The 25,332-nt window shown below is 72.4% G+C and carries 24 protein-coding genes and 1 pseudogene; 15 read left to right on the forward strand and 10 right to left on the reverse strand.

Annotated features, from left to right (window positions below):
- Positions 1-235: 235 nt before the first annotated feature.
- From AB0K02_RS25965 to AB0K02_RS25975, 3 genes are all read left to right on the forward strand, one after another.
- A complete protein-coding gene (locus AB0K02_RS25965; protein WP_365994924.1) occupies positions 236-1,726 on the forward strand; it encodes a DUF2252 domain-containing protein in 1,491 nt (496 codons plus the stop codon).
- 33 nt (positions 1,727-1,759) lie between these two features.
- Positions 1,760-2,605 carry a hypothetical protein gene (locus tag AB0K02_RS25970; RefSeq protein WP_365994925.1) on the forward strand — a complete coding sequence of 282 codons (846 nt, stop codon included), beginning with the start codon at positions 1,760-1,762 and terminating at the stop codon, positions 2,603-2,605.
- Between the two features lie 64 nt (positions 2,606-2,669).
- The gene (locus AB0K02_RS25975; RefSeq protein ID WP_365994926.1) at positions 2,670-3,014 is read left to right on the forward strand and encodes a rhodanese-like domain-containing protein; all 345 of its coding nucleotides are present in this window, start codon (positions 2,670-2,672) and stop codon (positions 3,012-3,014) included.
- A 165-nt stretch (positions 3,015-3,179) separates the two neighbouring features.
- Here AB0K02_RS25975 and AB0K02_RS25980 read toward each other — a convergent pair whose 3' ends face one another.
- The 6 genes from AB0K02_RS25980 to paaA form a co-directional block, all read right to left on the reverse strand.
- Complete coding sequence (locus AB0K02_RS25980; RefSeq protein WP_365994927.1) at positions 3,180-4,349, reverse strand: acyl-CoA dehydrogenase family protein; 1,170 nt, start codon at positions 4,347-4,349, stop codon at positions 3,180-3,182.
- A 156-nt stretch (positions 4,350-4,505) separates the two neighbouring features.
- The gene (locus AB0K02_RS25985; RefSeq protein ID WP_365994928.1) at positions 4,506-5,561 is read right to left on the reverse strand and encodes a 2Fe-2S iron-sulfur cluster-binding protein; all 1,056 of its coding nucleotides are present in this window, start codon (positions 5,559-5,561) and stop codon (positions 4,506-4,508) included.
- Entirely contained in the window at positions 5,562-6,080 is a 519-nt protein-coding gene (gene paaD, locus AB0K02_RS25990) for a 1,2-phenylacetyl-CoA epoxidase subunit PaaD (RefSeq protein WP_365994929.1), read from the reverse strand.
- Positions 6,074-6,793, reverse strand: coding sequence for a 1,2-phenylacetyl-CoA epoxidase subunit PaaC (paaC, locus tag AB0K02_RS25995; RefSeq protein ID WP_365994930.1), 720 nt, complete (start codon positions 6,791-6,793; stop codon positions 6,074-6,076). Before paaC ends, paaD begins: the two co-directional genes overlap by 7 nt.
- A complete protein-coding gene (gene paaB / locus AB0K02_RS26000) occupies positions 6,790-7,080 on the reverse strand; it encodes a 1,2-phenylacetyl-CoA epoxidase subunit PaaB (RefSeq protein WP_365994931.1) in 291 nt (96 codons plus the stop codon). The genes paaC and paaB overlap by 4 nt, the downstream gene beginning before the upstream one ends.
- On the reverse strand, positions 7,077-8,048 hold the full coding sequence (gene paaA, locus AB0K02_RS26005) for a 1,2-phenylacetyl-CoA epoxidase subunit PaaA (RefSeq protein WP_365994932.1): 972 nt from the start codon (positions 8,046-8,048) through the stop codon (positions 7,077-7,079). The genes paaB and paaA overlap by 4 nt, the downstream gene beginning before the upstream one ends.
- A gap of 114 nt (positions 8,049-8,162) precedes the next feature.
- Here paaA and AB0K02_RS26010 point away from each other — a divergent pair, with 114 nt between their 5' ends.
- From AB0K02_RS26010 to AB0K02_RS26020, 3 genes are read left to right on the forward strand one after another with little or no spacing between them, the layout of a single operon-like run.
- On the forward strand, positions 8,163-8,999 hold the full coding sequence (locus tag AB0K02_RS26010; protein WP_365994933.1) for a DUF5819 family protein: 837 nt from the start codon (positions 8,163-8,165) through the stop codon (positions 8,997-8,999).
- Positions 8,996-10,180: an HTTM domain-containing protein gene (locus AB0K02_RS26015; RefSeq protein ID WP_365994934.1), complete on the forward strand. Its 1,185-nt coding sequence runs from the start codon at positions 8,996-8,998 to the stop codon at positions 10,178-10,180. Before AB0K02_RS26010 ends, AB0K02_RS26015 begins: the two co-directional genes overlap by 4 nt.
- Before the next feature lie 17 nt (positions 10,181-10,197).
- Positions 10,198-10,830, forward strand: coding sequence for a TrmH family RNA methyltransferase (locus AB0K02_RS26020; RefSeq protein WP_365994947.1), 633 nt, complete (start codon positions 10,198-10,200; stop codon positions 10,828-10,830).
- A gap of 59 nt (positions 10,831-10,889) precedes the next feature.
- Here the strand turns inward: AB0K02_RS26020 and paaN are convergent, their stop codons facing one another.
- Positions 10,890-12,569 (reverse strand): phenylacetic acid degradation protein PaaN, encoded by a 1,680-nt coding sequence (gene paaN / locus AB0K02_RS26025; RefSeq protein ID WP_365994935.1) that lies wholly within the window; start codon positions 12,567-12,569, stop codon positions 10,890-10,892.
- 122 nt (positions 12,570-12,691) lie between these two features.
- On the opposite strand from paaN, the gene AB0K02_RS26030 reads away from it, so the two are divergent.
- Positions 12,692-14,203, forward strand: a complete 1,512-nt coding sequence (locus AB0K02_RS26030) for a 3-hydroxyacyl-CoA dehydrogenase (protein ID WP_365994936.1) — start codon at positions 12,692-12,694, stop codon at positions 14,201-14,203.
- Positions 14,200-14,799 carry a TetR/AcrR family transcriptional regulator gene (locus AB0K02_RS26035; protein WP_365994937.1) on the forward strand — a complete coding sequence of 200 codons (600 nt, stop codon included), beginning with the start codon at positions 14,200-14,202 and terminating at the stop codon, positions 14,797-14,799. Before AB0K02_RS26030 ends, AB0K02_RS26035 begins: the two co-directional genes overlap by 4 nt.
- A gap of 214 nt (positions 14,800-15,013) precedes the next feature.
- Here the strand turns inward: AB0K02_RS26035 and AB0K02_RS26040 are convergent, their stop codons facing one another.
- Positions 15,014-15,556: an Lrp/AsnC family transcriptional regulator gene (locus AB0K02_RS26040; RefSeq protein ID WP_365994948.1), complete on the reverse strand. Its 543-nt coding sequence runs from the start codon at positions 15,554-15,556 to the stop codon at positions 15,014-15,016.
- Positions 15,557-15,797: 241 nt separating this feature from the next.
- On the opposite strand from AB0K02_RS26040, the gene pdhA reads away from it, so the two are divergent.
- The 7 genes from pdhA (at position 15,798) to AB0K02_RS26075 (ending at position 24,054) form a co-directional block, all read left to right on the forward strand.
- The gene (pdhA, locus tag AB0K02_RS26045) at positions 15,798-16,937 is read left to right on the forward strand and encodes a pyruvate dehydrogenase (acetyl-transferring) E1 component subunit alpha (protein WP_365994949.1); all 1,140 of its coding nucleotides are present in this window, start codon (positions 15,798-15,800) and stop codon (positions 16,935-16,937) included.
- Positions 16,934-17,938: an alpha-ketoacid dehydrogenase subunit beta gene (locus AB0K02_RS26050; protein ID WP_365994938.1), complete on the forward strand. Its 1,005-nt coding sequence runs from the start codon at positions 16,934-16,936 to the stop codon at positions 17,936-17,938. Before pdhA ends, AB0K02_RS26050 begins: the two co-directional genes overlap by 4 nt.
- The gene (locus tag AB0K02_RS26055; protein ID WP_365994939.1) at positions 17,938-19,374 is read left to right on the forward strand and encodes a dihydrolipoamide acetyltransferase family protein; all 1,437 of its coding nucleotides are present in this window, start codon (positions 17,938-17,940) and stop codon (positions 19,372-19,374) included. Before AB0K02_RS26050 ends, AB0K02_RS26055 begins: the two co-directional genes overlap by 1 nt.
- A gap of 187 nt (positions 19,375-19,561) precedes the next feature.
- Positions 19,562-20,515, forward strand: a complete 954-nt coding sequence (locus tag AB0K02_RS26060) for an NTP transferase domain-containing protein (RefSeq protein ID WP_365994940.1) — start codon at positions 19,562-19,564, stop codon at positions 20,513-20,515.
- Positions 20,512-21,978 carry a molybdopterin molybdotransferase MoeA gene (locus tag AB0K02_RS26065; protein ID WP_365994941.1) on the forward strand — a complete coding sequence of 489 codons (1,467 nt, stop codon included), beginning with the start codon at positions 20,512-20,514 and terminating at the stop codon, positions 21,976-21,978. Before AB0K02_RS26060 ends, AB0K02_RS26065 begins: the two co-directional genes overlap by 4 nt.
- Entirely contained in the window at positions 21,930-23,054 is a 1,125-nt protein-coding gene (locus AB0K02_RS26070) for a potassium channel family protein (protein ID WP_365994950.1), read from the forward strand. The genes AB0K02_RS26065 and AB0K02_RS26070 overlap by 49 nt, the downstream gene beginning before the upstream one ends.
- A 10-nt stretch (positions 23,055-23,064) precedes the next feature.
- Positions 23,065-24,054, forward strand: coding sequence for an NAD(P)H-quinone oxidoreductase (locus AB0K02_RS26075; RefSeq protein ID WP_365994942.1), 990 nt, complete (start codon positions 23,065-23,067; stop codon positions 24,052-24,054).
- 110 nt (positions 24,055-24,164) lie between these two features.
- Here AB0K02_RS26075 and AB0K02_RS26080 read toward each other — a convergent pair whose 3' ends face one another.
- Together AB0K02_RS26080 and AB0K02_RS26085 are read right to left on the reverse strand one after the other, a co-directional pair.
- Positions 24,165-24,707, reverse strand: a complete 543-nt coding sequence (locus AB0K02_RS26080; protein ID WP_365994943.1) for a bacterial proteasome activator family protein — start codon at positions 24,705-24,707, stop codon at positions 24,165-24,167.
- A gap of 110 nt (positions 24,708-24,817) precedes the next feature.
- Positions 24,818-25,332, reverse strand: a pseudogene (locus AB0K02_RS26085) (ABC transporter permease); the annotation flags it as partial.

A 25,332-nucleotide genomic window follows, 5' to 3' on the forward strand; every position in this document is an offset into this window, starting at 1 on the left:
CGGCCTCTTCGGGTGGCCTGAGTGGCCTGGGTGCGGCGGCTCGATGTTTCACGTGGAACATCACGCGCCGAAGCGGCCGGTGGTGGGGCATGACGGCCTGCGTGGCGGTGGGGCACGTGAGCGGCCGTGAAGCGGCGGACAGGGTTTTCCCACAGGGGCAGACGGCTGTTGCGGCCCGGCGGTACCGTCATGGCGGTTGATGTTGAGGGCGTACGACGCCGGGGGAGGCCGCGGCATGGGCGAGGCCGAGATGTTGGTGCCACCGCAGCGGCCGGAGAGCGGCGTGGCGGTCGGAGCGGGCGGAGGGGCCGGTGAGCGCATCCCGGATGTGCCCGGATTCGCTCCCCGCAGGGTGACGAAGGGCACGGCGACCGGCGGTTCGCCGAAGGACCTGGGCAAGGCGCTGCGGGCGCGGGTGCCGCGGTCCGGGCACGATTCCCTCGTCCTCACGGCCGGGCGTCCCGATGCCGTGCAGGCGGTGGAGGAGTCCAGCCGGGGCCGCGTGCCCGAGCTGACCCCGATACGGGTGGGGAGGATGGCGGCCTCGCCGTTCGCCTTCCTGCGGGGCTCGGCCGGACTGATGGCGCACGATCTGGTGGGCACCCCCGTGACCGGGATCGGGGCCCAGATCTGTGGTGACGCGCACGCGGCGAACTTCGGCCTTTACGGGGACGCACGCGGCCGTCTGGTGATCGACCTCAATGACTTCGACGAGACCGTCGTCGGCCCCTGGGAATGGGACGTCAAGCGGCTGGCGGTGTCGCTGGTGCTGGCCGGCCGGGTGGCAGGGGCGGACGAGGACGTCTGCAGGGCGGCGGCCTTCGACGCCGTGGGCGCCTACCGCCGCACCATGAGGCTGCTGGCGAAGCTGCCGGCGCTGGACGCGTGGAACGCCATCGCCGACGAGGAACTCGTCTCGCACACGGACGCGCGGGATCTGCTCGGCACCCTGGAGCGCGTCGCCGTGAAAGCCCGCAACAACACCAGCGCCCGCTTCGCCGCCAGGTCCACTGAGCCGGTGACGGTCGACGGGCGCGAGGCCGGCCGGCGCTTCGTGGACGCGCCGCCTGTCCTGCGGCGCGTGCCGGACGAAGAGGCGTCGATGGTCGCCGCATCCCTCGGCCCGTACTTGGCCACCCTCTCCGAGGACCGGCTGCCGTTGCTCGCGCGGTACGCGATCCACGACGTCGCCTTCCGCGTGGTGGGCACCGGAAGCGTCGGCACACGGTCGTACGTGGTGCTGCTGCTCGATCACCGGGGCGACGCGCTGGTGCTGCAGGTGAAGGAGGCGCGGGCCTCGGCGCTGGAGCCGCATCTGCGTGCCGCCGGCTTCCCGGTGCGGCCCGTGGAGCACGAGGGACGGCGCGTGGTGCTCGGGCAGAAGCGGATGCAGGTGGTCAGCGACATCCTGCTCGGCTGGACGACGGTGGACGGACGGCCGTTCCAGGTGAGGCAGTTCCGGAACCGCAAGGGCAGCGTGGATCCCGCCGCTCTGGCGCCCGACCAGGTCGACGACTACGGACGGATGACCGGCGCGCTGCTGGCGCGGGCCCACGCCCACAGTGCCGATCCACGGCTCCTGGCCGGCTACTGCGGCAAGAGCGAGGAGTTCGACGAGGCAGTCGCGTCCTTCGCCGTCACCTACGCGGACCGGACCGAGGCGGACCACGCGGATCTGTTGGCCGCGATCAAGAGCGGGCGCATCACCGCCGAGCTGGGGGTGTGACCGGTCGGGCCGCCGCGCCCGTAGGCTGGGCGGGTGACCCAGGAAGCCGCCGGGGGACCGACCACCCGGAACGACGAAGAGCGCGACGCGCACCAGGACGCACAGCCGAGGCCCGAGGCCCGGCTGGCGCAAGCGGTGCGTGTGGCCGAGCAGGCGCTGATCGAGTTCGAGATCGCGCTGGAGACGTTCCGGGTGGAAGTGGAGAACTTCTCCCGGCTGCACCACCAGAAGCTGGGGCCGATGTACGCGCGGCTCGACGAGCTGGACGCCCGGATCGCCGAGGCCCGGGCGGCGCTCACCGGCGACCCGGAGGACCTGCGCAAGGCGCAGGAGGCGCGGGCCATGGTGCTGCCGATGCCCGGCGTCGACGAGCTGTTCCACGGCTGGGTGGACAGCGACGGTCTGTCTCCCGAGGCCGCCGCCATGCTCACCGAGCAGCCGGTGCGCGCCCCCAAGCGGGTACGGCCCAGTGAAGAGGCCCGCAAGCTCTACCGGGAGCTCGCACGCAAGGCGCATCCGGACCTGGCGCAGGACGAGACGGAGCGGGCTCGGCGCGACGAGTTCATCGCCCGGGTGAACGCCGCCTACGGCCTCGGCGACGAGACCCGGCTGAAGGAGCTTGCCGCGGAGTGGGATGCCGGTCCGGTGACGCCCGAGCCGCAGCTCAGCGAGAGCGAGGAGCTCTACGCCCGGCTGGAGTGGCTCTCGCAGCGCAAGGAACTGCTCACCGCCGTTGCCAAGGAGCTGGAGGAGAGCGCCATCGGCGCGATGCTGCGGATGGCGCCCGACGACCCGGACGCGCTGCTCGACGAGATCGCCGAGCAGTTGCTCGCGCAGGTCGCCGAGCGGGAGAGGGAACTGGCCGGCCTGGTGGAGTAGGTTTTTTCGAGGCCCGCAGGTGGCCCTCCGGCCGCCGTGTACGTACGAGAGAAGGCATTGCCCCATGAACTTCGCCCCGCTGCCCTCCGTGGAAGCCGCGGCGGTACCGGCCGACGGTCTGGTGCTGGACGTCCGTGAGGCCGACGAGTGGGCGGCCGGTCACGTCGAGGGGGCGCTGCACGTCCCGATGAGCGACTTCGTCGCCCGCTTCGGCGAGGTGACCGAGGCGGTGGCGGACGGACGTCGCGCCTATGTGATGTGCCGGGTGGGCGGGCGCTCGGCGCAGGTGACCCAGTACCTGGTGCAGCAGGGCATCGACGCGGTGAACATCGACGGCGGCATGCTCGCCTGGGAGGGCGCGGGCCGCCCGATGGTGACCGAGGGCGGGGCCCCGGCCTTCGTGCTCTGATCCGGGCGGCCGGGCCGCATCCGGTCGGCGGCGGCCGCACCGGCGATCCGCCTTCGGCTGCGGCGGTCACGACGGGGGTCCGGCCGGGCGGCCGATGGTTGGGCGGCGACGGTCTGCCGGCTACGGTTGGGCGGCCTGTCCTGGGCCGTGGCCTTCGGCGAGCCTCTAGCCGAGCGGATGCGCGGCGAGCAGGTCGCCGAGGGTCTCTTCGTGAGCGGCCGCCGGGCCGAGAGAGAGTTCCAGCTGCTTGGCCCACGCATGGAAGCGGTGGAGCGGGTAGTCGGTGTCCGCGCCGAAGCCGCCGTGCAGATGCTGGGCTGTCTGCACCACCCGGCGCACCCCTTCGGACGCCCAGATCTTGGCCACCGACACGTCGGCCGTGACGGGCAGAGCGCCGGCGGACGCCGTGCCGGACGGACCGGTCTCCTCCGGCTCGGACAGACGCCAGGCGGCCTGCCACAGGGTGGCCTCCATGGCGCGCAGGTCGATGTAGCGGTCGGCCGCCTGGACGGCGACCGCCTGGAACGTCGCCAGGGGGAAGCCGAACTGTTCGCGCTTCGCCGTGTAGCGGCTCGTCATCGCGAGCACCGCTTCGCCGAGGCCCAGCGCCAGCGCGCACGTGCCGGTCGCCAGGAGCCGGCGCAGCCATTCCCACGCGCCGTCCGCCTCGACCACGGCGCAGTCGTCCACCCGGACGGAGTCCAGGGTGGCCTCGGCGAACAGCTCGCCGTTGGTGGAGATCTGCTCCGCCAGCGCGAGCCCAGCGGCACCCTGGGGGACCAGAGCGAACAGGGCACGCCCTTCATCGGTGTGGGCGGGCACGGCGATCCGGTCCGCGCACGGGGCCCAGGGCACGCCTGTCTGCACTCCGTCGAGAACCCATCCGCCGTCGGACCCATCCGCCCGGCGTGCGGCCACGGCGAGCTCGGCGGGATCGTGGCCGGTGCGGCCGTTCGCCCCGGCCGTCAGGATCAGCTCACCGCGTACGACCCGGGGGAGGATCTCGGCGCGCAGTGCGGGGCTGCCGTGCCGGGCCACCGCCATGGCGACCGCGCTCGTCTCCAGCAGGGGCACCCTGGCCAGCACCTTCGCCGCCTCGCGCAGCACCAGGCACAGGGCGATCGGGTCCAGGCCCGCTCCGCCGTGCTCCGTCGGCAGGGCCAGGCCGAGCAGGTCCGCACGCGCGAGGCCGGCCCACAAGGCGCGGTCGATGTCATCGGCCACCGCGCCCGGCGTCAGTGCCGGGCTGGGCACCGCGTCAGGCGCCACGTCCGAAAAGACGGCCCTGGCGGCCTCCACGGCCGCCTGCTGCTCCTCGGTGAAGGTGAAGTCCACTGTCCCGCCCTCCCGCACGCACCAGCACAACGGCACCGGTGGAGGCCATATCTGACGGAGCGTCAAGATAGGGCACGGTGCCGGAAAAGAACACAGCGCGTGCGGGGCGGAATGAGCGGACGGGCGATGTCCGGGGCAGGTCCTGGACGGGCCGCGTCAGCGGTCGAAGTCCAACTCCACTTCTGCCGTGGCCGGATGGGACTGGCATGCGAGGACGTAACCCGCCTCCGTCTCCTCCGGCTCCAGCGCGAAGTTGCGGTCCATGCGGACGTCTCCGGAGACGAGGAAGGCGCGGCAGGTGCCGCAGACGCCGCCCTTGCAGGCGTACGGAGCGTCCGCACGACTGCGCAGCACGGTTTCCAGCAGCGACTCCCCTTCCCGCACCGGCCATGTCCCGGAACGGCCGTCGAGAGTCGCAGTAAGGGACGCATGGGCGGGTGCCGCCACCGGAGCGGCGACCGGGGCCGAGCCGTCGTCTATGTGGAAGATCTCCTGATGGATGCGCCCGCGGTCCACTCCGAGTCCGCGGAGGGCCTGCTCGGCTCCCCGCACGAGTCCGAAGGGCCCGCACAGGAACCAGCCGTCCACGTCCGCCACCGGCAGCAGCGCCGGCAGGAGGGCCGTCAGCCGCTCCCGGTCCAGCCGACCGGACGGCAGTCCCGACTGCTGCTCCTCCCGGGACAGCACGGTGACCAGGTGGAAGCGGTCCGGGAAGCGGTCTTTGAGGTCGGCGACCTCCTCCAGGAACATCGTCGACGCCGCCGTGCGGTCGCTGCGGATCAGACAGAACCGGGCGTCCGGCTCCTCGGCGAGAAGCGTCGCGGCCATGGACAGCACCGGCGTGATGCCGCTGCCGCCGACCACCGCGGCGAAGTGCCCGGGGCGGGGTGGCAGGAGGAACCGGCCCATCGGAGGCATGACCTCGACGACGTCACCGACGGCCAGCTCCTTGAGGGCGTACGTCGAGAACTCGCCGCCGTCGACCAGGCGGATGCCTACCCGCAGCACGGGGACGCCGCCGACGGGGACGGCCGGGGAGCAGATCGAGTACGTGCGCCGGATCTCCTCGCCGTCCACGACCCGGCGCACGGCCAGATGCTGGCCCGGGATGTGGCGGAAGGTCTCGTGCAGCTCGGGCGGCACCTCGAAGGTGACGGCCACCGAGTCGTCGGTGAGCTGCTCGACGGCGCCGACCCGGAGCGGATGGAACATCTACAGCTCCTTGAAGTGGTCGAAAGGTTCACGGCAGGAGACGCAGCGGCGCAGGGCCTTGCACGCCGTCGAGGAGAACCGGCTCAGCAGCTCGGTCTCCGTCGACCCGCAGTGCGGGCAGCGCACGGCGAGCGTCAGCTGCACGGGGCCCTCGGCCCGGTGGGGGCGCGGCGGGGCTATGCCGAACTCTCGGAGCTTGCGCCGCCCTTCCTCGCTGATGTCGTCCGTGGACCAGGCCGGTGAGAGCACCTTGACGACGGAGACGTCCGCCATCCCGTGGTCGTGCAGCACCCGCTCGATGTCCGCGGTCATGGCCTCGACGGCCGGGCAGCCCGTGTACGTGGGGGTCAGCTCGACCTCGACACGGTCCGGACCGACCAGGTGGACCCCGCGGAGCACTCCCAGCTCGTCCAGGGTCAGCACCGGCAGCTCCGGGTCGGGAACGGAACCGGCCAGTCTGCGCAGCTCCGCCTCCAGCGCCGTGTCACCGGCGCACGGCTCCTGTGTCCTGGTCACCATGACGCCCCCGGATGGCTCCGGCGCAGATGCTGCATCTCGGCGAGCATCCGGCCGAACGGCTCCGTGTGCAGGCCCTGGCGCCCGGCCCCGGCCGACCAGGCGCCCTTGCGAGGCCCGTCCGGCACGGTCAGCGTCGCCTGCTTCAGCACGCCGGTGACGTACTCGAGCCAGGCCGACTCCAGCGCCTCCCACTCGACGTCCAGGCCCTCGACCGGCTGGAACATCTCGCCGGTGAAACGCCACAGCCCCTCGCACGCCACCTGCATGCGCTCATGGCTCTCCGCGGTCCCGTCGCCCAGCCGCGCGACCCAGTGCTCCGCGTGGTCGCGGTGGTACGCGACCTCCTTGACGGCCTTCGCCGCGAGTCCGGAGAAGGGGCCGTCACCGGCGGCGAGGGACTGGTAGAGCAGGCCCTGGTAGCCGGAGAAGTAGAGCTGGCGGGCGATGGTGTGGGCGAAGTCGCCGTTCGGCTGCTCGACCAGCTGGAGGTTGGTGAACTCGCGCTCCTCGCGCAGGTACGCGAGCTCGTCCTCGTCGCCGACGAGGGAGAGCAGCACCCTGGCCTGGCCCAGCAGGTCGAGGGCGATGTTGGCGAGCGCCACCTCTTCCTCGAGGACGGGCGCGTGGCCGGCCCACTCCCCCAGCCGGTGCGAGAGCACCAGTGCGTCGTCGCCGAGCGCCAGGGCCGCCGTGTGCACGGGCGTGCTGCTCACAGGTGCTTCACCCCTTCGGGGATCTCGTAGAAGGTCGGGTGGCGGTACGGCTTGTCGGCGGCCGGGTCGAAGAACGGGTCCTTCTCGTCCGGCGAGGAGGCGGTGATCGCGGCGGACGGCACCACCCAGATCGAGACGCCCTCGCTGCGCCGGGTGTAGAGATCGCGCGCGTTCCTCAGGGCCATGTCGGCGTCCGGGGCGTGCAGGCTGCCCGCGTGCGTGTGGGACAGGCCGCGGCGCGAGCGCACGAAGACCTCCCACAGCGGCCATTCGGTCGAGCTGCTCATGCGGTCGCCTCCCTGGTCTCGGTGTGCGGTGCTGCTGGTCTGTGCTTGTCGGCGTACGCCGCGGCCGCTTCGCGGACCCAGGCGCCCGCCTCGTGCGCCCGGCGGCGCTGGGTGATCCGCTGCTCGTTGCACGGCCCGTTGCCCTTGAGGACTTCCTGGAACTCGGTCCAGTCGATCGCGCCGAAGTCGTAGTGGCCCCGCTCCTCGTTCCACCGGAGGTCCGGGTCGGGGAGCGTCAGGCCGAGCGCCTCGGCCTGCGGGACGCAGATGTCGACGAAGCGCTGGCGCAGCTCGTCGTTCGAATGCCGCTTGATCTTCCAGGCCATGGACTGGGCGGAGTGCGCCGAGGCGTCGTCCGGCGGGCCGAACATCATCAGCGAGGGCCACCACCAGCGGTCCACGGCGTCCTGCGCCATCGCGTGCTGCTCCGGCGTGCCCTGGGACAGGGTGAGCAGCAGCTCGTAGCCCTGGCGCTGGTGGAAGGACTCCTCCTTGCAGATCCGGACCATCGCGCGGGCGTAGGGACCGTAGGAGCAGCGGCAGAGGGGGACCTGGTTGGTGATCGCGGCACCGTCGACGAGCCAGCCGATGGCGCCGACGTCCGCCCAGGTCAGAGTCGGGTAATTGAAGATCGACGAGTACTTCTGGCGGCCGGCGTGGAGCTTGTCGAGCAGCTCGTCGCGGCTGGTGCCCAGGGTCTCGGCGGCGCTGTAGAGGTAGAGGCCGTGGCCGGCCTCGTCCTGGACCTTGGCCATCAGGATCGCCTTGCGGCGCAGCGAGGGCGCCCGCGTGATCCAGTTGGCCTCCGGCTGCATGCCGATGATTTCCGAGTGCGCGTGCTGGGCCATCTGGCGGACGAGCGAGGCCCGGTACGCGTCCGGCATCCAGTCGCGCGGCTCGATGCGCTCGTCGGCGGCCACGGCCGCGTCGAACGCCGCCTCGTACGCCTCCGGTGTCACTGTCGTCATCCGGGCCCCCTACCGACCGATCGTTCGGTTCATCGGCTTCAATGGTGAGTCGACGGCCCTTAAGGTGTCAAGCCTGTGGATAACCGAGGTGGACGACAGGGGATCGGGGCGGGGATGGAGTCCTTCGAGTTCAAGGACGGCACGGATGGGGGCCTCGGCTCCGGCCCGCCCGCGCCGCAGTCGCCGGAAGGGGACGCGACCCCGGTCGGCGCCGCCGCGTCCGGCCCCCCTCCGGTCGGTTCCCCCGCGCCGGACGTCTCCCCGAGCGGCCCGGCACGGTCCCGGCCCGAACGCGGCATCGCCGCGCTGTCCACCCCGTACCAGGTCACGGCAGCCGTCTGCCTCGTGCTCGTCGCCGCCTTCGCGTGCGTCCACCTGACCATGGTCTTCCTCCACGTCGCCCCCTCCAACACGGTCACGAAGAGCCATGGTGAGGCGGTCCAGGAATGGGTCTACCCCGAGTTCGAACAGAACTGGAAGCTCTTCGCGCCCAACCCTCTCCAGCACAACATCGCGGTGCAGGTGCGGGCCGAGTACACCGCGGAAGACGGCAGCCGCCGGACCAGCGAATGGCTCGATCTGTCCGCACAGGACGGTGAGGCCATCCGGGGCAACCTCCTCCCGAGCCACGTCCACCAGAACCAGTTGCGCCGCGGCTGGGACTTCTTCCTCGGCTCCCACGACAACGAGGCCCGCCCCAACGGTGTGCGCGGCAGGCTCTCCGAGCGCTACATGCGCCGCATCGTGATGCTGCGGCTGGAGGGCATGGACCTGGGAGGCCCCGTCCAGCGCGTCCAGCTCAGGTCGTCGACCCGTGCGATCGAAGCGCCCGCGTGGAGCGGTGAGAGGACCGACGTCCGGCCCGTCCACCGCGTCATGCCGTGGTGGACGATCACTTCGGCCGATCTGCCCGCCGGTGTCGACAACGGCGGCAAGGAGGCGGGCCGGTGAGCACCACCACTGGGGAGCGCGCGGTGGCCCGCGTCGTCCAGCGCGTCACGGCGACGGCCTTCGGGCCCTACCAGACCGCGATCGTCCGGATCGGTTTCGGCACCACGTGGCTGCTGTTCCTGCTGGTCGAGCTGCCCCACCGTCATCAGCTCTACGGGCCCGGCGGCCCCTGGAGCTGGGACATGGGCCGTGAACTGGTCGCCAACAACGGCGCCTTCACCAGCCTGCTGTGGTCGGACAGCAGCCTGTGGTTCGAGACCGTCTACGGCCTGTCCATAGTCGCGAGCCTGCTGCTCATACTCGGCTGGCGCACCCGCGCCGCGTCCGCGCTGTTCATGTTCGGCGTGCTGTCCCTGCAGAACCGCTCGATCTTCGTCGGCGACGGCGGTGACAATGTCGTCCACCTGATGGCGATCTACCTGGTCTTCACACGCTGCGCCCAGGTCTGGTCGCTCGACGCGCGCCGCGCGGCACGCGCCGTGCCCGGTGCCCCCTCGCGCGATCGCGTCGGCCCCCTGCTGTGGGCGGTGCTCGGAGCCGGGCTGCTCGTCGGCACCTTCCTCAACGGGCCCGACTGGATGCTGTGGCTGCTGTGGCTGCTGTGGGCGGCCCAGGGGCTGTGGTGGCTGATCTGCCGGGAGGCCCCCCGAAGCCAGCTGCGCCTGCTGCTCGACGTCCTGGCCAGCACCGTCCACAACTGCGCACTCGTCGTGATCATGGCCGAGGTCTGTCTGATCTACGCCACCGCCGGCTGGTACAAGATCCAGGGCACGCGCTGGCAGGACGGGACGGCCCTGTACTACCCGCTCAAGCTCGAGTACTTCACGCCGTGGCCGGCCCTCTCCGACGCGCTGGCCACCAGCGGTCTGCTGATGCTGGTGCTGACCTACGGCACGGTCGCCGTCCAGGTCGCGTTCCCGTTCACCCTCTTCAACCGGCGGGTCAAGAACGTCCTGCTGGTCGTCATGATGCTGGAGCACGCGGGCATCGCCGTGCTGCTCGGGCTGCCGGTCTTCTCCCTCGCCATGATCGCCGCCGACGCCGTCTTCCTGCCGACCGCCTTCCTGCTGTGGCTCGGGGCGCGGGCGGGCCGGGCCCGGGACCGGGTGTTCTCGCGGAGGCCGGCCCAGGGGCAGCCGGAACGGGAGAGCGGCGAGGTTCCCCGTACGCTCGTCGGGTGAGCACCACCGAGGAACCGATGCAGTACGACGAGGGCTACGGCCCCGAGATCGGCGTGGGACCGCACCCCCTGCCGTGGCCGCAGGACGAGCGGTACGACCCGAAGCTGCTGGCCGAGGGCGACCGCCGCAACGTCGTCGACCGGTACCGGTACTGGACGCGTGAGGCGATCGTCGCCGATCTGGACACCCGGAGGCACGGCTTCCATGTGGCCGTCGAGAACTGGGGCCATGACTTCAATATCGGGTCCGTGGTGCGTACCGCGAACGCCTTCCTCGCGAACGAGATCCACATCGTGGGCCGTCGGCGCTGGAACCGGCGCGGGGCCATGGTCACCGACCGGTACCAGCATGTGCGCCACCACCCGGACACGGCGTCCCTGACCGCATGGGCGGCCTCGGAAGACCTGCCGATCATCGGCATCGACAACCTGCCGGGCGCCGTGCCGCTGGAGCGGACCGAGCTGCCGCGCCGCTGTGTGCTGCTCTTCGGCCAGGAAGGGCCGGGGCTGACGCAGGAGGCGCGCGAGCACGCGGCGATGGTCTGCTCGATCGCGCAGTTCGGCTCCACGCGGTCGATCAACGCGGGCGCTGCGGCGGCCATCGCCATGCACGCGTGGGTGCAGCGGCACGCGGACGTGCCGTTGCCCTGAGCGCGGAGCTCTCCTCCCCGGAGCGGCGGGCCGGCGACTGACCGGCCCGCCGGGCGCGATCAGGCCTGGCGCCGTACCTCGACCACACGGAAGCGGTTCGAGACGAACGCGCCGTCGCACAGGGCGGCGTTCGCCGCGGGGTTGCCGCCGGAGCCGTGGAAGTCGGAGAACGCCGCGGTCTGGTTGACGTACACCCCGCCGGTCAGATTCAGCGAGAGCTGGGCCGACTCGTCGAGGCAGACCTCTTCGAGCGCGCGCTCGGTCTCCTCGGACGTGGTGTACGCGCCGACCGTCATGGCGCCCTTGTCGCGGACCGTGCGCCGCAGCAGGTCCAGCGCGTCCGCCGTCGAGTCCACGGCCACCACGAACGACACGGGACCGAAGCACTCGGAGAGGAACGCGGGCTCCGCGTCCTGCGCCTCCCAGTACTTGCGGGCGCCGTCGAGCTTGATGATCACCGGAGTGCGCACGGTCGCGTCCGGGAACTCCGGATTGACCACCTCGCGCGAGGGCAGCGCCACCTCGCCGAGCTCGGCCGCCGCCTCGAGGCGGGCCTTCACGTCGGGGTTGACCAGGGCGCCCAGGAGGGCATTGGCCCGGGCGTCGTCGCCGAGCAGACCGCCGACGGCCGCCGCGAGGTCGGCCGCCACCTCGTCGTACGTCTTCGGGCCCTGATCGGTGCTGATTCCCTCCCGGGGGACCAGCACGTTCTGCGGGGTGGTGCACATCTGGCCGCTGTACAGGGACAGGGAGAAGGCCAGGTTGGACAGCATCCCCTTGTAGTCGTCGGTGGAGTCGACGACGACCGTGTTCACGCCGGCCTTCTCGGTGTAGACCTGTGCCTGGCGCGCGTTGGCCTCCAGCCAGTCCCCGAAGGCCGTGGAGCCCGTGTAGTCGATGATCCTGATCTCGGGGCGGGTCGCCAGCGTCTTCGCGATGCCCTCGCCGGGGCGCTCGGCGGCAAGGCACACCAGGTTGGCGTCGAAACCGGCCTCGGCGAGCACCTCGCGCGCCACCTTCACGGTGAGGGCGAGGGGGAGCACCGCGCGCGGGTGCGGCTTGACCAGGACCGGGTTGCCCGTGGCCAGGGAGGCGAAGAGCCCGGGGTAGCCGTTCCACGTGGGGAAGGTGTTGCAGCCGATCACCAGGGCGATGCCGCGGCCGGCCGTCGTGAAGGTCTTGCGCAGCTCAAGAGGGTCGCGCTTGCCCTGGGGCTTGGACCAGTCGGCCGCGGCCGGCGTCCGGGTCTGCTCCTCGTAGGCGTACGCCACGGCCTCCAGGCCGCGGTCCTGGGCGTGCGGGCCGCCCGCCTGGAACGCCATCATGAACGCCTGCCCACTGGTGTGCATCACCGCGTGCGCGAACTCGTGGGTGCGGGCGCTGATGCGGGAGAGGATCTCCAGGCAGACGAGGGCGCGCGTCTCGGGGCCGGCCTCGCGCCAGGCCGCCATGCCCGCGCGCATCGCGGGCAGCAGCACGTCCAGATCCGGGTGGGGGTACTCGATGCCCAGCTCCGGCCCGTACGGCGAGGTCTCACCGCCCGTCCAGCCGTCCGTGCCCGGCTGGTCCAGGTCGAAGCGGGTGCCGCGCAGCGCCTCGAAGGCCGCGAGGCCGTCCGCGGGGGCGCTTTCGCCGTACGCCTTGGGGTGCTCGGGGTGCGGGGACCAGTAGGCGCGCGTGCGGATCGCTTCGAGGGCCTGGTCGAGCGTGGGCCGGTGGGTCTCGGTCAGCTGCTGCATGACGGACCAACTCCTCGTCGAGCTGGGCAGGGGACTAATGACAGAGTTAGAGTAACCGAACGATCGGTCGGTACAAGGGGGCCTGTCGAAGCTGTGGACAACTCGTCGGGGAGGATCGCTCCATGAGCGCCATCGACACCAGCCGCACCGTCGCCGTCGTCGGCGCCGGCACCATGGGCCAGGGCATCGCGCAGGTCGCCCTCGTCGCGGGCCACCCCGTGCGGCTCTACGACGCCGTCGCCGGCCGGGCAGGTGAGGCCGCGGACGCGATCGGCGCGCGCCTGGACCGGCTGGTCGAGAAGGGCCGCATGGACGCCGGGGAGCGCGACGCCGCCCGCGCGCGTCTCGTCCCGGCCGCCGACCTGGCGGAGCTCGCCGACGCCGCACTCGTCGTCGAGGCGGTCCTCGAACAACTGGCGGTCAAGCAGGAGCTCTTCGCCGAGCTGGAGAAGATCGTCGCCGACGACTGCCTGCTCGCGACCAACACCTCCTCGCTCTCGGTCACAGCCGTCGCGGGAGCCCTCCGCGCCCCGGGCCGCTTCGTCGGCCTGCACTTCTTCAACCCCGCACCCCTCCTGCCTCTGGTGGAGGTCGTCAGCGGTCACGCCACCGACGAGGAGACCGCCACGCGCGCGTGGGCGACGGCCGCGGCCTGGGGCAAGACGCCCGTGCGCTGCGCCGACCTGCCCGGCTTCATCGTCAATCGCATAGCCAGGCCCTTCTACGCCGAGGCCTTCGCCGTCCACGAGGAGCACGGCATCGACCCGGCCACCATCGACGCGATCCTGCGCGAGAGCGGCGGCTTCGCCATGGGCCCGTTCGAGCTCACCGACCTGATCGGCCAGGACGTCAACGAGGCCGTGACCCGCTCGGTGTGGGAGTCCTTCTTCCACAGCCCCAAGTTCCAGCCGTCCCTCGCCCAGCGCCGGCTCGTCGAATCACGCAGGCTCGGCCGCAAGTCGGGCCATGGCTGGTTCTCGTACGCCGAGGGCGCCGCGCAGCCCGCGCCGGCCGACGCGGGACCCGAGGACGCGCCGGAGTACGTCGTCGCCGAGGGCGACCTCGGACCCGCCGCTGAGCTGATCGGGATGATCCGTGAGGCGGGCATCACCGTGCGGCAGGAGGACGAGGACACGGGCACCCGTCTGATCCTGCCGAGCGGTGGCCAGTTGGTGCTGGCGGACGGACAGATCGCCGCGGAGTTCGGCGACGTCGTCTACTTCGACCTCGCCCTCGACTACCGGACGGCCGGCCGGATCGCCCTGTCCGCGGCGGCCGATGTGCAGCAGGACACGCTCGCGCAGGCCACCGGCCTGTTCCAGGCCCTCGGCAAGCGGGTCAGCGTCCTCCCCGACGTACCGGGCATGATCGTCGCCCGTACGGTCGCGATGCTCGGCGACCTCGCGCTGGACGCCGTCGCCCGGCGCGTCGCCTCCGCCGAGGACATCGACACCGCGATGCGGCTCGGCGTCAACTACCCGATGGGGCCGGTCGAATGGAACGAGAGGCTCGGGCGCGACTGGGCATGGGAGCTGCTGGCCAACCTGCACCAGTCCGTGCCGACCGGCCGCTACGCGCGCACGCTCGGACTGCACCAGTGGTCGTACGGCTCCCCGACCGAGGACGCGTCATGACCACGCCCAAGCGGGACACGTACACCCCCGAGACCCTGCTGACCGTCGCGGTGCGGATCTTCAACGAGCGCGGCTACGACGGCACGTCCATGGAGCACCTGTCCCGGGCCGCGGGCATCTCCAAGTCCTCGATCTACCACCATGTCGCGGGCAAGGAGGAACTGCTGCGCCGGGCCGTCAGCCGGGCCCTGGACGCCCTGTTCGCCATCCTCGACGAGGAGGGCGCCGAGCGGGGCCGGGCCGTCGAGCGCGTCGAGTACGTCACCCGGCGCACCGTCGAAGTGCTCATGGCCGAACTGCCCTACGTGACGCTGCTGCTGCGCGTCCGCGGCAACACCAAGACCGAGCGGTGGGCGATGGAACGCCGCCGTGAGTTCGACCAGCGGGTCGCCGACCTGCTGAAGGCGGCCGCAGCGGAAGGCGACCTGCGCGCCGACATGGACACCCGGCTGGCGACGCGGCTGCTCTTCGGCATGGTGAACTCCCTCGTCGAGTGGTACCGCCCGCAGGCGGGCGGCGGGTACGACGGGGACCAGGTGGCCGAGGCGGTCGTGCGGATGGCCTTCGACGGGCTGCGGACGGACGTGCACGCCTGAGCCGTCGCCGGGCGGTCGCCGGACGGTCTTGGCGGGGACGTCCACTCAGGCTGTGCGGGGGCGTCTCACCCTGATGAACCTTTCCCGGACGGTCACCGGACGGTGCGCCCGGGCGTTCCCGGCCGGTCGCCGGTCGCCGGTCGCCGGTCGCCGGTCGCCGGTCGCCGGTCGCCGGGCGGCTGCGCCTGAGCTGCCCGCGTGCCGTCCACTGCCGCTACGGACCCTCCGGCGGTTCCGCGTCGGGGGCCAGGCCCGCGGCCGTGCCCGGCGGCCCGGGCGCCGGGTCCAGGTCCGTCTCCTCGAAGACCAGCAGCGTGCGCGTCGACAGGACCTCGGGGATGGACTGCAGCCTGGTCAGGACCAGTTCGCGCAGGGTGCGGTTGTCGGGCGTGTGCACCAGGAGCAGCACGTCGAAGTCGCCGCTCACCAGGGCGATGTGCGCGGCTCCGGGCAAGGCCTGGAGCTGTTCGCGCACGGTCCGCCAGGAGTTCTGCACGATCTTGAGCGTGATGTAGGCGGACGCGCCCTGACCCGCGCGCTCGTGGTTCACGCGGGCGCTGAAGCCCCGGATCACGCCGTCGTCGATGAGCCGGTTGATCCGCGCGTACGCGTTGGCGCGCGACACGTGCACCCGCTCGGCCACGGACCGGATCGAGGCGCGGCCGTCCGTCTGGAGCATCCGCAGGATGTCGCGGTCGATCGCGTCCAGGGGCCGCGGCGGAGGCGTCTGCTCCCCGCGGTCCCCGCCCTCAGCCATTTGTTCAGTCGGCATGTCCCCCCGCCTTCCCAGCATGGACGACCTGTCTCCATCTGAAGCTGTGGAGAACCGTTTGTCCACAGGCTGCCCGCGCCTGTAGCCAAAATGCGTCCACGACCGAACAATCGGTAGGTGAGGCGCGCCACACTCGCGACGCCTCCCGTCCGCATTCGTCGTCGCCTTCGTCTTCGTTGATCGTCGGCGCTCCCACGAGGAGGTGCTCGCGTTGAGAAAGAGCAGCATGACGGTCCAGGAGCTGCCCGGTGACGCTGCCGCCTACCGGCCCACCCCGCCCCCGGCCTGGCAGCACCGCACCGACCCCGCACCCCTGCTCCCGGACCCGGAGCCGTTCCGCGTGCTGGGCACCGGGGCTGCCGCCGCGGCCGACCCCGAGCTGCTGCTCCGGCTGTACGCGGAGCTCGTCCGCGGCCGGCGGTACAACGCCCAGGCGACCGCTCTCACCAAGCAGGGCAGGCTCGCCGTCTACCCGTCGAGCACCGGACAGGAGGCGTGCGAGGTCGCAGCCGCGCTGGCCATCGAGGAGCGGGACTGGCTCTTCCCGAGCTACCGCGACACCCTCGCGGCCGTGGCCCGTGGCCTCGACCCCGTGCAGGCCCTGACCCTGCTGCGCGGCGACTGGCACACCGGGTACGACCCGTACGAGCACCGCATCGCGCCTCTGTGCACCCCGCTCGCCACCCAGCTGCCGCACGCCGTGGGGCTGGCGCACGCGGCCCGTCTCAAGGGCGACGACGTCGTCGCGCTCGCCATGGTCGGCGACGGCGGCACCAGCGAGGGCGACTTCCACGAGGCACTGAACTTCGCGGCGGTGTGGCAGGCCCCCGTCGTCTTCCTCGTCCAGAACAACGGCTTCGCGATCTCCGTGCCGCTGGCCAAGCAGACCGCCGCGCCCTCCCTGGCCCACAAGGCCGTCGGGTACGGCATGCCCGGCCGCCTCGTCGACGGCAACGACGCAGCCGCCGTGCACCAGGTGCTCGGCGAGGCCGTCGCCCGGGCCCGGCGCGGTGGCGGTCCGACACTGGTCGAGGCCGTCACCTACCGCATGGACGCCCACACCAACGCCGACGACGCCACGCGCTACCGGGGCGAGAGCGAGGTCGAGACCTGGCGTGCGCACGATCCCATCCTGTTGCTGGAGCGCGAGTTGACGGAGCGCGGACTGCTCGACGACGACCGCCGCAAGGCGGCCGCCGACGCCGCCGAAGCGATGGCGGCCGACCTGCGCGAGCGGATGAACGCCGACCCGGTCCTCGACCCGATGGACCTGTTCACCCATGTCTACGCGGAGCAGACCGGCCAGTTGCGTGAGCAGGCGGCGCAGCTGCGCGCCGAGCTCGACGCCGAGGGAGAAGCACGATGACCACGGCTGCCGTGAAGCCGGCGACCATGGCCCAGGCCCTGCAGCGCGCGATGCGCGACGCGATGGCCGAGGACCCCACCGTCCATGTGATGGGAGAGGACGTCGGCACGCTCGGCGGTGTCTTCCGGGTGACGGACGGGCTCGCCAAGGAGTTCGGCGAGGACCGCTGCACCGACACGCCGCTGGCCGAGGCCGGCATCCTCGGCACGGCCGTGGGCATGGCGATGTACGGGCTGAGGCCCGTCGTCGAGATGCAGTTCGACGCCTTCGCCTACCCCGCGTTCGAGCAGCTCATCAGTCATGTCGCCCGCATGCGCAACCGCACCCGCGGCGCCATGCCGCTCCCGATCACCGTCCGGGTGCCTTATGGCGGCGGGATCGGCGGCGTCGAGCACCACAGCGACTCCTCCGAGGCGTACTACATGGCGACTCCGGGTCTCCACGTCGTCACGCCCGCCACGGTCGAGGACGCCTACGGGATGCTGCGGGCCGCGATCGCCTCCGACGACCCCGTCGTCTTCCTGGAGCCCAAGCGGCTGTACTGGTCGAAGGCTCAGTGGTCGCCGGATGCCCCCACGGCCGTCGAGCCGATCGGCCGTGCCGTCGTGCGGCGCCCCGGCCGCAGTGCCACGCTCATCACCTACGGCCCCTCCGTGCCCGTCTGCATGGAGGCCGCCGAGGCCGCGGAGGCCGAGGGCTGGGACCTGGAGGTCGTGGACCTGCGCTCGCTGGTGCCGTTCGACGACGAGACGGTCTGCGCCTCCGTACGGCGGACGGGCCGTGCGGTCGTCGTCCACGAGTCCACCGGATTCGGCGGTCCCGGCGGTGAGATCGCCGCGCGGGTGACCGAGCGCTGCTTCCACCATCTGGAGGCGCCCGTGCTGCGGGTCGCCGGGTTCGACATCCCGTATCCGCCGCCGATGCTGGAGCGTCACCACCTCCCGGGCGTGGACCGGGTGCTCGACGCGGTGGCACGGTTGCAGTGGGAGGCGGAGAGCTGATGGCGCAGGTGCTCGAATTCAGGCTGCCCGACCTCGGCGAGGGACTGACCGAGGCGGAGATCGTGCGCTGGATGGTGTCCGTGGGCGACGTCGTGGAGATCGACCAGCCCGTCGTCGAGGTCGAGACGGCCAAGGCGATGGTCGAGGTGCCGTGTCCGTACGGAGGCGTGGTCACCGCGCGCTTCGGTGAGGAGGGCACCGAGCTGCCCGTGGGGGCGCCGCTGCTGACGGTCGCGGTGGGGGCGATGAACGCGGGTGTCGCCGGTTCCGGTGCCGCTGCCGGGCCCGCCGCCGACACCGGGGACCCGGGCGCGGAGACCTCCGGGAACGTGCTGGTCGGGTACGGGACCGGGGCACCGGCGGCCCGCCGTCGACGCATCCGGCCCGCCACCGGCACACCGACCGCTCAGGGCCCCGGCCCCATCTCGCCCGCTGCCGACCCCCGACAGGCGCAAGCGGCGGTGGACCGGGCGACCGGCCACGCCCACGGCGCGTCGGCGCGCAGGGCTGCTGCCGAGGAGGCGTCGCAGGGCGGCCCCGTCGCCGTCATCTCTCCGCTCGTGCGCAGGCTCGCCCGCGAGCACGGCCTCGACCTGCGAGGCCTGGCCGGATCGGGCCCCGACGGGCTCATCCTGCGGGCCGACGTCGAGCGGGCCGTGAACGCCGCCGCCACGCAGCTCCAGGCACCTGCCGCACCGCAGCCGGTGGCCTCACGGCCCGAGGTCTTCCGGCCCCCGGCGTCGTCGCAGGGGGAGCGCATTCCGCTGCGCGGAGTGCGCGGAGCCGTGGCCGACAAGCTCTCGCGCAGCCGGCGCGAGATCCCCGACGCCACCTGCTGGGTCGACGCGGACGCCACCGAGCTCATGGCCGCCCGCGTGGCGATGAACGCGGCGGGAGGGGAGAAGATCTCTCTCCTCGCCCTTCTCGCCCGCATCTGCACGGCCGCGCTCGCGCGGTACCCCGAGCTCAACTCCACCGTGGACACGGACGCCCGCGAGATCGTGCGGCTCCCCGAGGTGCACCTCGGTTTCGCGGCACAGACCGAGCGGGGTCTGGTCGTGCCCGTCGTCAAGGACGCGCACACCAGGTCGGCGGAGTCGCTCACGGCGGAGTTCGCGCGGCTGACGGAGGCGGCGAGGCAGGGGACGCTGACTCCGGCGGACCTCACGGGCGGCACGTTCACTCTGAACAACTACGGGGTGTTCGGCGTCGACGGCTCCACGCCGATCGTCAACCACCCGGAGGCCGCCATGCTCGGCGTCGGCCGGATCGTGCCGAAGCCGTGGGTGCACGAGGGCGAGCTGGCGGTACGTCAGGTGGTCCAGCTGTCGCTGACCTTCGACCACCGGGTGTGCGACGGCGGCACCGCCGGCGGATTCCTGCGCTACGTCGCCGACTGCGTGGAGCACCCTTCGGTACTGCTGCGCACTCTGTAGGACGCCTTGCTGTAGAAGGTCCGGGCGCAGCCCGGGCACACGCGCCGCCTGTGGGACGCCCCAGCGCTCCACAGCGGGGTGCCGCCGGCTTACAGCCGGGACACCGTCGGGCACGCCCCGGACCGGGATCCGACCAGGGATCGGGACGGGGCTCCCCGCCCGCCACGACACGGCCCATACTGCATGGGTGACCGCGAAGACCGCGTACGACGCCATCGTGCTCGCCGGAGGCGCGGCGAAGCGCCTGGGCGGAGCCGACAAGCCGGCGGTGAGCGTGGGCGGGCGGGCCCTGCTCGACCGGGTCCTCGGCGTGTGCCGGGACGCCGGGCGCACCGTCGTCGTCGGCGGACGCCGCCCCACCGCCCGCCCTGTCGTATGGGCCCGCGAGGAGCCGCCGGGCGGCGGACCGCTCGCCGCGCTCGACGCCGGAGTGCGGCAGTGCGACGCGCCCGCGGTGCTCGTGCTCTCCGCCGACCTGCCGTTCCTGGGCCGCACGACCGTGCGGCACCTGATCTCCGCGCTCGACGAGAGCGACCGTGAGGCGGCACTGCTGACCGACGCCGACGGCCGCGACCAGCCCCTCGTAGCGGCCTACCGCACCGAACCGCTCCGACGTGAACTTGCTCTCCTCGCGACCGAACACGGCACCCTTTCCGGACTGCCGCTGCGTCTTCTGGCACAGGAACTGGACCTCGCCCGGGTCCGGACCGACCCCCTCGCCTCCTTCGACTGCGACACCTGGGAGGACGTTTCCGCTGCCCGGGCCCGTATCAGGGAGCATGGTCACGTGCTGGATGAATGGATCACCGCAGTCAAGGACGAACTCGGCGTCGAACTCGACGTCGACACCCGTGTCCTGCTCGACCTCGCCCGCGACGCCGCGCACGGCGTGGCCCGCCCCGCCGCGCCGCTGACCACCTTCCTGGTGGGTTACGCGGCCGCCCGGGCAGGCGGCGGACCGGAGGCCGTGGCCGATGCCGCCCGCAAGGCCGTCGCTCTCGCGACCCGCTGGGCGGAGGAGACCGAGCAGACCGCTGGGCCCGCACCCGGGGCGGCCGGGACCGGCCCCGCCGCCTCAGGGACCGAACGCGGCACCGGCGGCCCCGACGACCGCAAGAACGGTGAGGCCGAAGCCGGATGACCGGCCACGACGACACATCGGGCCGCCCCGGTGCGGGACCTGCTCACGAGGACCCGCCTCCGGGCGAGCGACGGCAGGAGGGCGTCCACGACGGTTCCCGGCCCGCCCCGCGCCCACGGGAGCTCACCCCTGAGGGCGACCTCGACGGAGTGGACGAGGCCCTCGCCCTCGTCGGTCCGCGTGACCGGGAGCCCGCTCCTGCGGCTCCGGGCGCCGGGCCCCGCGCGGCTGCCGCTTCCGCCCGCCACCGCGCCACCTCCTGGCCCGAGGCGCGCTCCCTCGCCGCCCGGATCGGACGGGCTGCCGCCCCCCGCACGCGGAGCGCGGCCCTCGCCGACGCGCTGGGACAGGTCATCGCCGAGCCGCTCGTGGCGCTGTGCGACCTCCCGTCCTTCGACACCTCCGCCATGGACGGCTGGGCGGTCGCCGGCCCCGGGCCCTGGCGCCTGGACGCGGAGGCGTCCGTCCTCGCCGGGCACGGCGAGACACCGCCCCTCCCGGACGGCACGGCGGTACGCATCGCCACCGGCGCACGGGTGCCGTCCGGCACCACCGCCGTCATCCGCAGCGAGCACGCCCGGGCCGGTGGCACCTCACAGCAACTGCACGCCGAGCGTGAGGTCGTCCCGGGCCAGGACATCCGGCCGCGCGGCCAGGAGTGCCGCGCGGGCGACCAGCTCCTGCCCTCCGGATCCCAGGTGACCCCGGCCGTGCTGGGGCTGGCCGCGGCCGCCGGTTACGACCGCCTCGTGACGGTCGCCCGGCCGCGTGCCGAGGTCCTGGTGCTCGGCGACGAACTGCTCACCTCCGGGCTTCCCCACGACGGCCTCATCCGTGACGCACTCGGTCCGATGATCGGCCCCTGGCTGGCGTCGCTGGGCGTCGAGGTCGTGGCGACCCGGCGGATCGGCGACGACGCCGAGGCCCTGCACCGGGCCGTCACCACCTCCGACGCCGATCTGCTGATCACCACCGGCGGTACGGCGGCGGGACCCGTCGACCACGTCCACCCGGTGCTGCGCAAGGCGGGCGCCGAGCTGCTGGTCGACGGAGTCGCCGTGCGGCCCGGCCACCCCATGCTGCTCGCCCGGCTCGCTCCCGGCCGTCACCTGGTGGGCCTGCCCGGCAACCCCCTGGCCGCCGTCTCGGGCCTGCTCACGCTCGCCGAGCCGCTGCTGCGCGGGCTGTGCGGGCGACCGCCCGCGGTTGCGTACAGCCTGCCCGTCCGGGAAGCGGTGCACGGTCACCCGCACGACACCCGGCTCGTGCCGTTCGTGCACGGCGAGGAGCAGCTCGTGCCGCTCCACTACAACGGTCCGGCGATGCTGCGGGGCATCGCGGCAGCCGATGGTCTGGCGGTGATCCCGCCCGGTGGGGCACGGGCCGGTGACGAGCTGGAAGTCCTCGACCTGCCCTGGGCCGCCTGGACGCCGCCGACCGCCGAGGGAGGACGTTTCACGTGAAACTTCCCGGCCACGACGCCATGGCCCGGAATGTGGAAGAACAGCTGATCACGAGCCGGGTGAAGCTCCCCCGACGGGTGGTCGAGCGCCCGCTGCGGCAGGTCAGCAAGCGGCTGCTGATGGCCCTGATGGTGCTCGCCATCACGGTGCTGCTCGTCTGGAGCGACCGCCACGGCTATCACGACAACGCCGACGATTCCGTCGACTTCCTCGACTGCGTCTACTACGCGACCGTCACCCTCTCCACCACGGGGTACGGCGACATCGTTCCCCACAGTGACGCGGCCCGGCTCACAAACGTGCTGCTGGTGACGCCGCTGCGTGTGCTCTTTCTGATCATCCTGGTCGGCACCACCCTCGAGGTCCTCACCGAACGCACCCGGGAGGAGTGGCGACTGAACCGCTGGAGGTCCACCTTGCGCGATCACACCGTCATCGTCGGCTTCGGCACGAAAGGACGATCGGCGATGATGACGCTCTGTGCCACCGGGCTGCGAAAGGAGCAGATCGTCGTCGTCGATCCGAGCAGCAAGGTGATCGAGGCGGCCAACGCCGAGGGCTTTGTCGGCGTGGTCGGCGACGCCACCCGCAGTGACGTGCTCATCCGGGCCGAACTCCAGAAGGCCCGCCAGGTCATCGTCGCCCCCCAGCGCGACGACACCGCCGTGCTGGTCACCCTGACGGCCCGCCAGCTCAACCGAGGCGCCAAGATCGTCGCCGCCGTCCGGGAGGAGGAGAACGCGCCGCTGCTGCGCCAGTCCGGTGCCGACGCGGTCATCACCAGCTCGGGCGCGGCTGGCCGGCTGCTCGGCCTGTCCGTGCTCAGCCCCAGCGCCGGCACGGTCCTGGAGGACCTCATCCAGCAGGGCAGCGGCCTCGACCTCATCGAACGGCCCGTGATAAAAGCCGAGGTGGGCCGCAGTGTGCGGGACACCGACGACCTGGTCGTCAGCGTGCTGCGCGGGCACCGGCTGATCGGCTACGACGACCCCGCGGCGAGCCCGCTGCAGCTCACCGACCGGCTGATCACCATCGTCCGCTCACAGAACGACCAGACGCCCGGCGGCCCGGAGTAGCCTCGCGGCCATGTATGCGATCACGATTCCCGAACCCGGTGGTCCCGAGGCCCTGGTCTGGGCCGAGGTCCCCGAGCCCGTACCCGGCGAGGGAGAAGTCCTCGTCGACGTCGTCGCCAGCGCCGTCAATCGCGCCGATCTGCTGCAACGGCAGGGCTTCTACGACCCGCCGCCCGGCTCCTCCCCCTACCCCGGTCTCGAGTGCGCGGGCCGGATCTCCGCACTGGGGCCCGGAGTTTCGGGCTGGGCCGTCGGCGACGAAGTGTGCGCACTGCTCGCGGGCGGCGGGTACGCCGAGAAAGTGACCGTACCGGCGGGGCAGTTGCTGCCCGTCCCGAAGGGAGTGGACCTGGCGACGGCCGCGGCGCTGCCCGAGGTCACCGCGACCGTGTGGTCCAACGTTTTCATGATCGCCCACCTGCGGCCGGGCGAGACCCTGCTCGTCCACGGAGGCGCGAGCGGCATCGGGACGATGGCGATCCAGCTGGCCAAGGCGGTGGGCGCGCGGGTGGCTGTCACGGCGGGCGGCCCCGAAAAGCTGGCGCGCTGCGCAGAGTTGGGCGCCGACATCCTGATCGACTACCGCGAGCAGGACTTCGTCGAGGAGATCCGCAAGGCGACGGACGGTGCCGGGGCCGATGTCATTCTCGACATCGTCGGCGCCAAGTACCTGGACCGCAACGTCCGGGCGCTGGCGGTCAACGGCCGGCTCGCCGTCATCGGCCTCCAGGGTGGTGTGAAGGGCGAGCTGGACCTCCGCGCCCTGCTGGCCAAGCGGGCGGCGATCACCGCCACCTCGCTGCGCGCCCGCCCCCTCGGCGAGAAGGCGGCCATCATCGCGGCCGTGGCCGAGCACGTCTGGCCGCTGATCGCAGCCGGCCGGGTACGCGCGGTCGTGGACCGCCATGTGCCGCTGCCCGAAGCCGCTGAGGCCCACCGGGCGCTGGAGTCCGGTGACCACGTGGGCAAGGTGCTCCTGGTCACGCCGGAGAAGCCCTGAGGGACGCAGGCCACGCGGAGGCCCGGTCCACCGTCCGGTGGACCGGGCCTCCGCTGTCCGGTCAGGAAGCCGTGCCTGGTGACGGCCGTGGCCGGGTGCGCCGATCCTGGTTACAGATACGGGCCGGAGCGGACCGCTCCGTGCTGCCCGCCCTCGTCGTCGTCGTGCGGGGCACCGGGCGGCAGGGCGCGGCGCATCTGCTCCAACTGGGCCCTCGCGGCCATCTGCTGGGCGAACAGCGCCGTCTGGATGCCGTGGAAGAGGCCCTCCAGCCAGCCGACCAGCTGAGCCTGGGCGATGCGCAGTTCCGCCTCGGAGGGAATCGCGTCGTCGGTGAACGGGAGCGACAGGCGCTCCAGTTCCTCGACGAGCTCGGGCGCGAGGCCGTCCTCCAGCTCCTTGACCGAACCGCGGTGGATCTCCTTGAGCCGGACGCGGCTGGCCTCGTCGAGAGGCGCCGCGCGCACTTCCTCCAGAAGCTGCTTGATCATGCTGCCGATGCGCATGACCTTCGCAGGCTGTTCGACCATCTCCGTCACCGGGACCTCGCGCGACTCGTCGTCACCGTCACCGCCGCCGAGAGCCATCCCGTCCTGTCCCACCACGAGGACATGGGGACTCTCCTGCGACCGTTCATTCCTCGGCATCTCCATGCCGCCATTCTCTCGTACATGGGCGTCACCACACGGTGTGCCCCCGCAGGAAGGTGATCCACCCTCCTGCGGGGGCACGAAATCGCAGAGCACGGCCGTGGGCGGGCCCCTCAGGTCGCCGCGCGGCGGGCGAGCGCCCCGCGGGAGCGGGTGACCAGGGCCGCCAGCAGGGCCGCCCCCACCGGCACGGCGACCAGCAGCGTGGCCAGCGTCTCCCACGGCACCACGATCGGCACGTACGGGATGTCGCCCGCGCCCCAGCCGTTGTCGAGGGCGTCCTGGTACCAGCCCATCTGCCGGCGCCTCTCGGTGAGCCGCAGCCCGACGGCCGGCAGGACTCCCGCCGCCGACCCGAGCACCACCCCCATGGCGGCGACGACGCCGCACTGGAACCCGCTGAGCGTCCTGCGGACCCGTGGCGGGGCGCCGACCGCGGCCAGCGTCTTCAGGTCGGCCTCCGCGTCGGCCTGTGCCAGGCCCGTGGCGATACCCGCCGCACCGATGGTGATCAGTCCGGCGAAGACGGTGAGCGCCAGCAGCACGATGCTGTTCTCGCTGGTGTAGCCCTCCTCGATGTGCAGGCTGACGTCCGCGCCCGTCCTGGCCAGCTCGTCGTCGAGCTTCT

The organism is Streptomyces sp. NPDC049597, assembly GCF_040675505.1.
GTDB lineage: Bacteria > Actinomycetota > Actinomycetes > Streptomycetales > Streptomycetaceae > Streptomyces.

What these genes read in the sequence shown, in the direction of transcription:
- AB0K02_RS25965 (WP_365994924.1), top strand. Translation starts at nt 236, where the DNA reads ATGGGCGAGGCCGAGATGTTGGTGCCACCGCAGCGGCCGGAGAGCGGC.
- AB0K02_RS25975 (WP_365994926.1), top strand. Translation starts at nt 2,670, where the DNA reads ATGAACTTCGCCCCGCTGCCCTCCGTGGAAGCCGCGGCGGTACCGGCC.
- AB0K02_RS25985 (WP_365994928.1), bottom strand. Translation starts at nt 5,561, where the DNA reads ATGTTCCATCCGCTCCGGGTCGGCGCCGTCGAGCAGCTCACCGACGAC.
- paaD (WP_365994929.1), bottom strand. Translation starts at nt 6,080, where the DNA reads ATGGTGACCAGGACACAGGAGCCGTGCGCCGGTGACACGGCGCTGGAG.
- paaB (WP_365994931.1), bottom strand. Translation starts at nt 7,080, where the DNA reads ATGAGCAGCTCGACCGAATGGCCGCTGTGGGAGGTCTTCGTGCGCTCG.
- paaA (WP_365994932.1), bottom strand. Translation starts at nt 8,048, where the DNA reads ATGACGACAGTGACACCGGAGGCGTACGAGGCGGCGTTCGACGCGGCC.
- AB0K02_RS26010 (WP_365994933.1), top strand. Translation starts at nt 8,163, where the DNA reads ATGGAGTCCTTCGAGTTCAAGGACGGCACGGATGGGGGCCTCGGCTCC.
- AB0K02_RS26020 (WP_365994947.1), top strand. Translation starts at nt 10,198, where the DNA reads ATGCAGTACGACGAGGGCTACGGCCCCGAGATCGGCGTGGGACCGCAC.
- paaN (WP_365994935.1), bottom strand. Translation starts at nt 12,569, where the DNA reads ATGCAGCAGCTGACCGAGACCCACCGGCCCACGCTCGACCAGGCCCTC.
- AB0K02_RS26030 (WP_365994936.1), top strand. Translation starts at nt 12,692, where the DNA reads ATGAGCGCCATCGACACCAGCCGCACCGTCGCCGTCGTCGGCGCCGGC.
- AB0K02_RS26035 (WP_365994937.1), top strand. Translation starts at nt 14,200, where the DNA reads ATGACCACGCCCAAGCGGGACACGTACACCCCCGAGACCCTGCTGACC.
- AB0K02_RS26040 (WP_365994948.1), bottom strand. Translation starts at nt 15,556, where the DNA reads ATGGCTGAGGGCGGGGACCGCGGGGAGCAGACGCCTCCGCCGCGGCCC.
- pdhA (WP_365994949.1), top strand. Translation starts at nt 15,798, where the DNA reads ATGACGGTCCAGGAGCTGCCCGGTGACGCTGCCGCCTACCGGCCCACC.
- AB0K02_RS26050 (WP_365994938.1), top strand. Translation starts at nt 16,934, where the DNA reads ATGACCACGGCTGCCGTGAAGCCGGCGACCATGGCCCAGGCCCTGCAG.
- AB0K02_RS26055 (WP_365994939.1), top strand. Translation starts at nt 17,938, where the DNA reads ATGGCGCAGGTGCTCGAATTCAGGCTGCCCGACCTCGGCGAGGGACTG.
- AB0K02_RS26065 (WP_365994941.1), top strand. Translation starts at nt 20,512, where the DNA reads ATGACCGGCCACGACGACACATCGGGCCGCCCCGGTGCGGGACCTGCT.
- AB0K02_RS26075 (WP_365994942.1), top strand. Translation starts at nt 23,065, where the DNA reads ATGTATGCGATCACGATTCCCGAACCCGGTGGTCCCGAGGCCCTGGTC.
- AB0K02_RS26080 (WP_365994943.1), bottom strand. Translation starts at nt 24,707, where the DNA reads ATGGAGATGCCGAGGAATGAACGGTCGCAGGAGAGTCCCCATGTCCTC.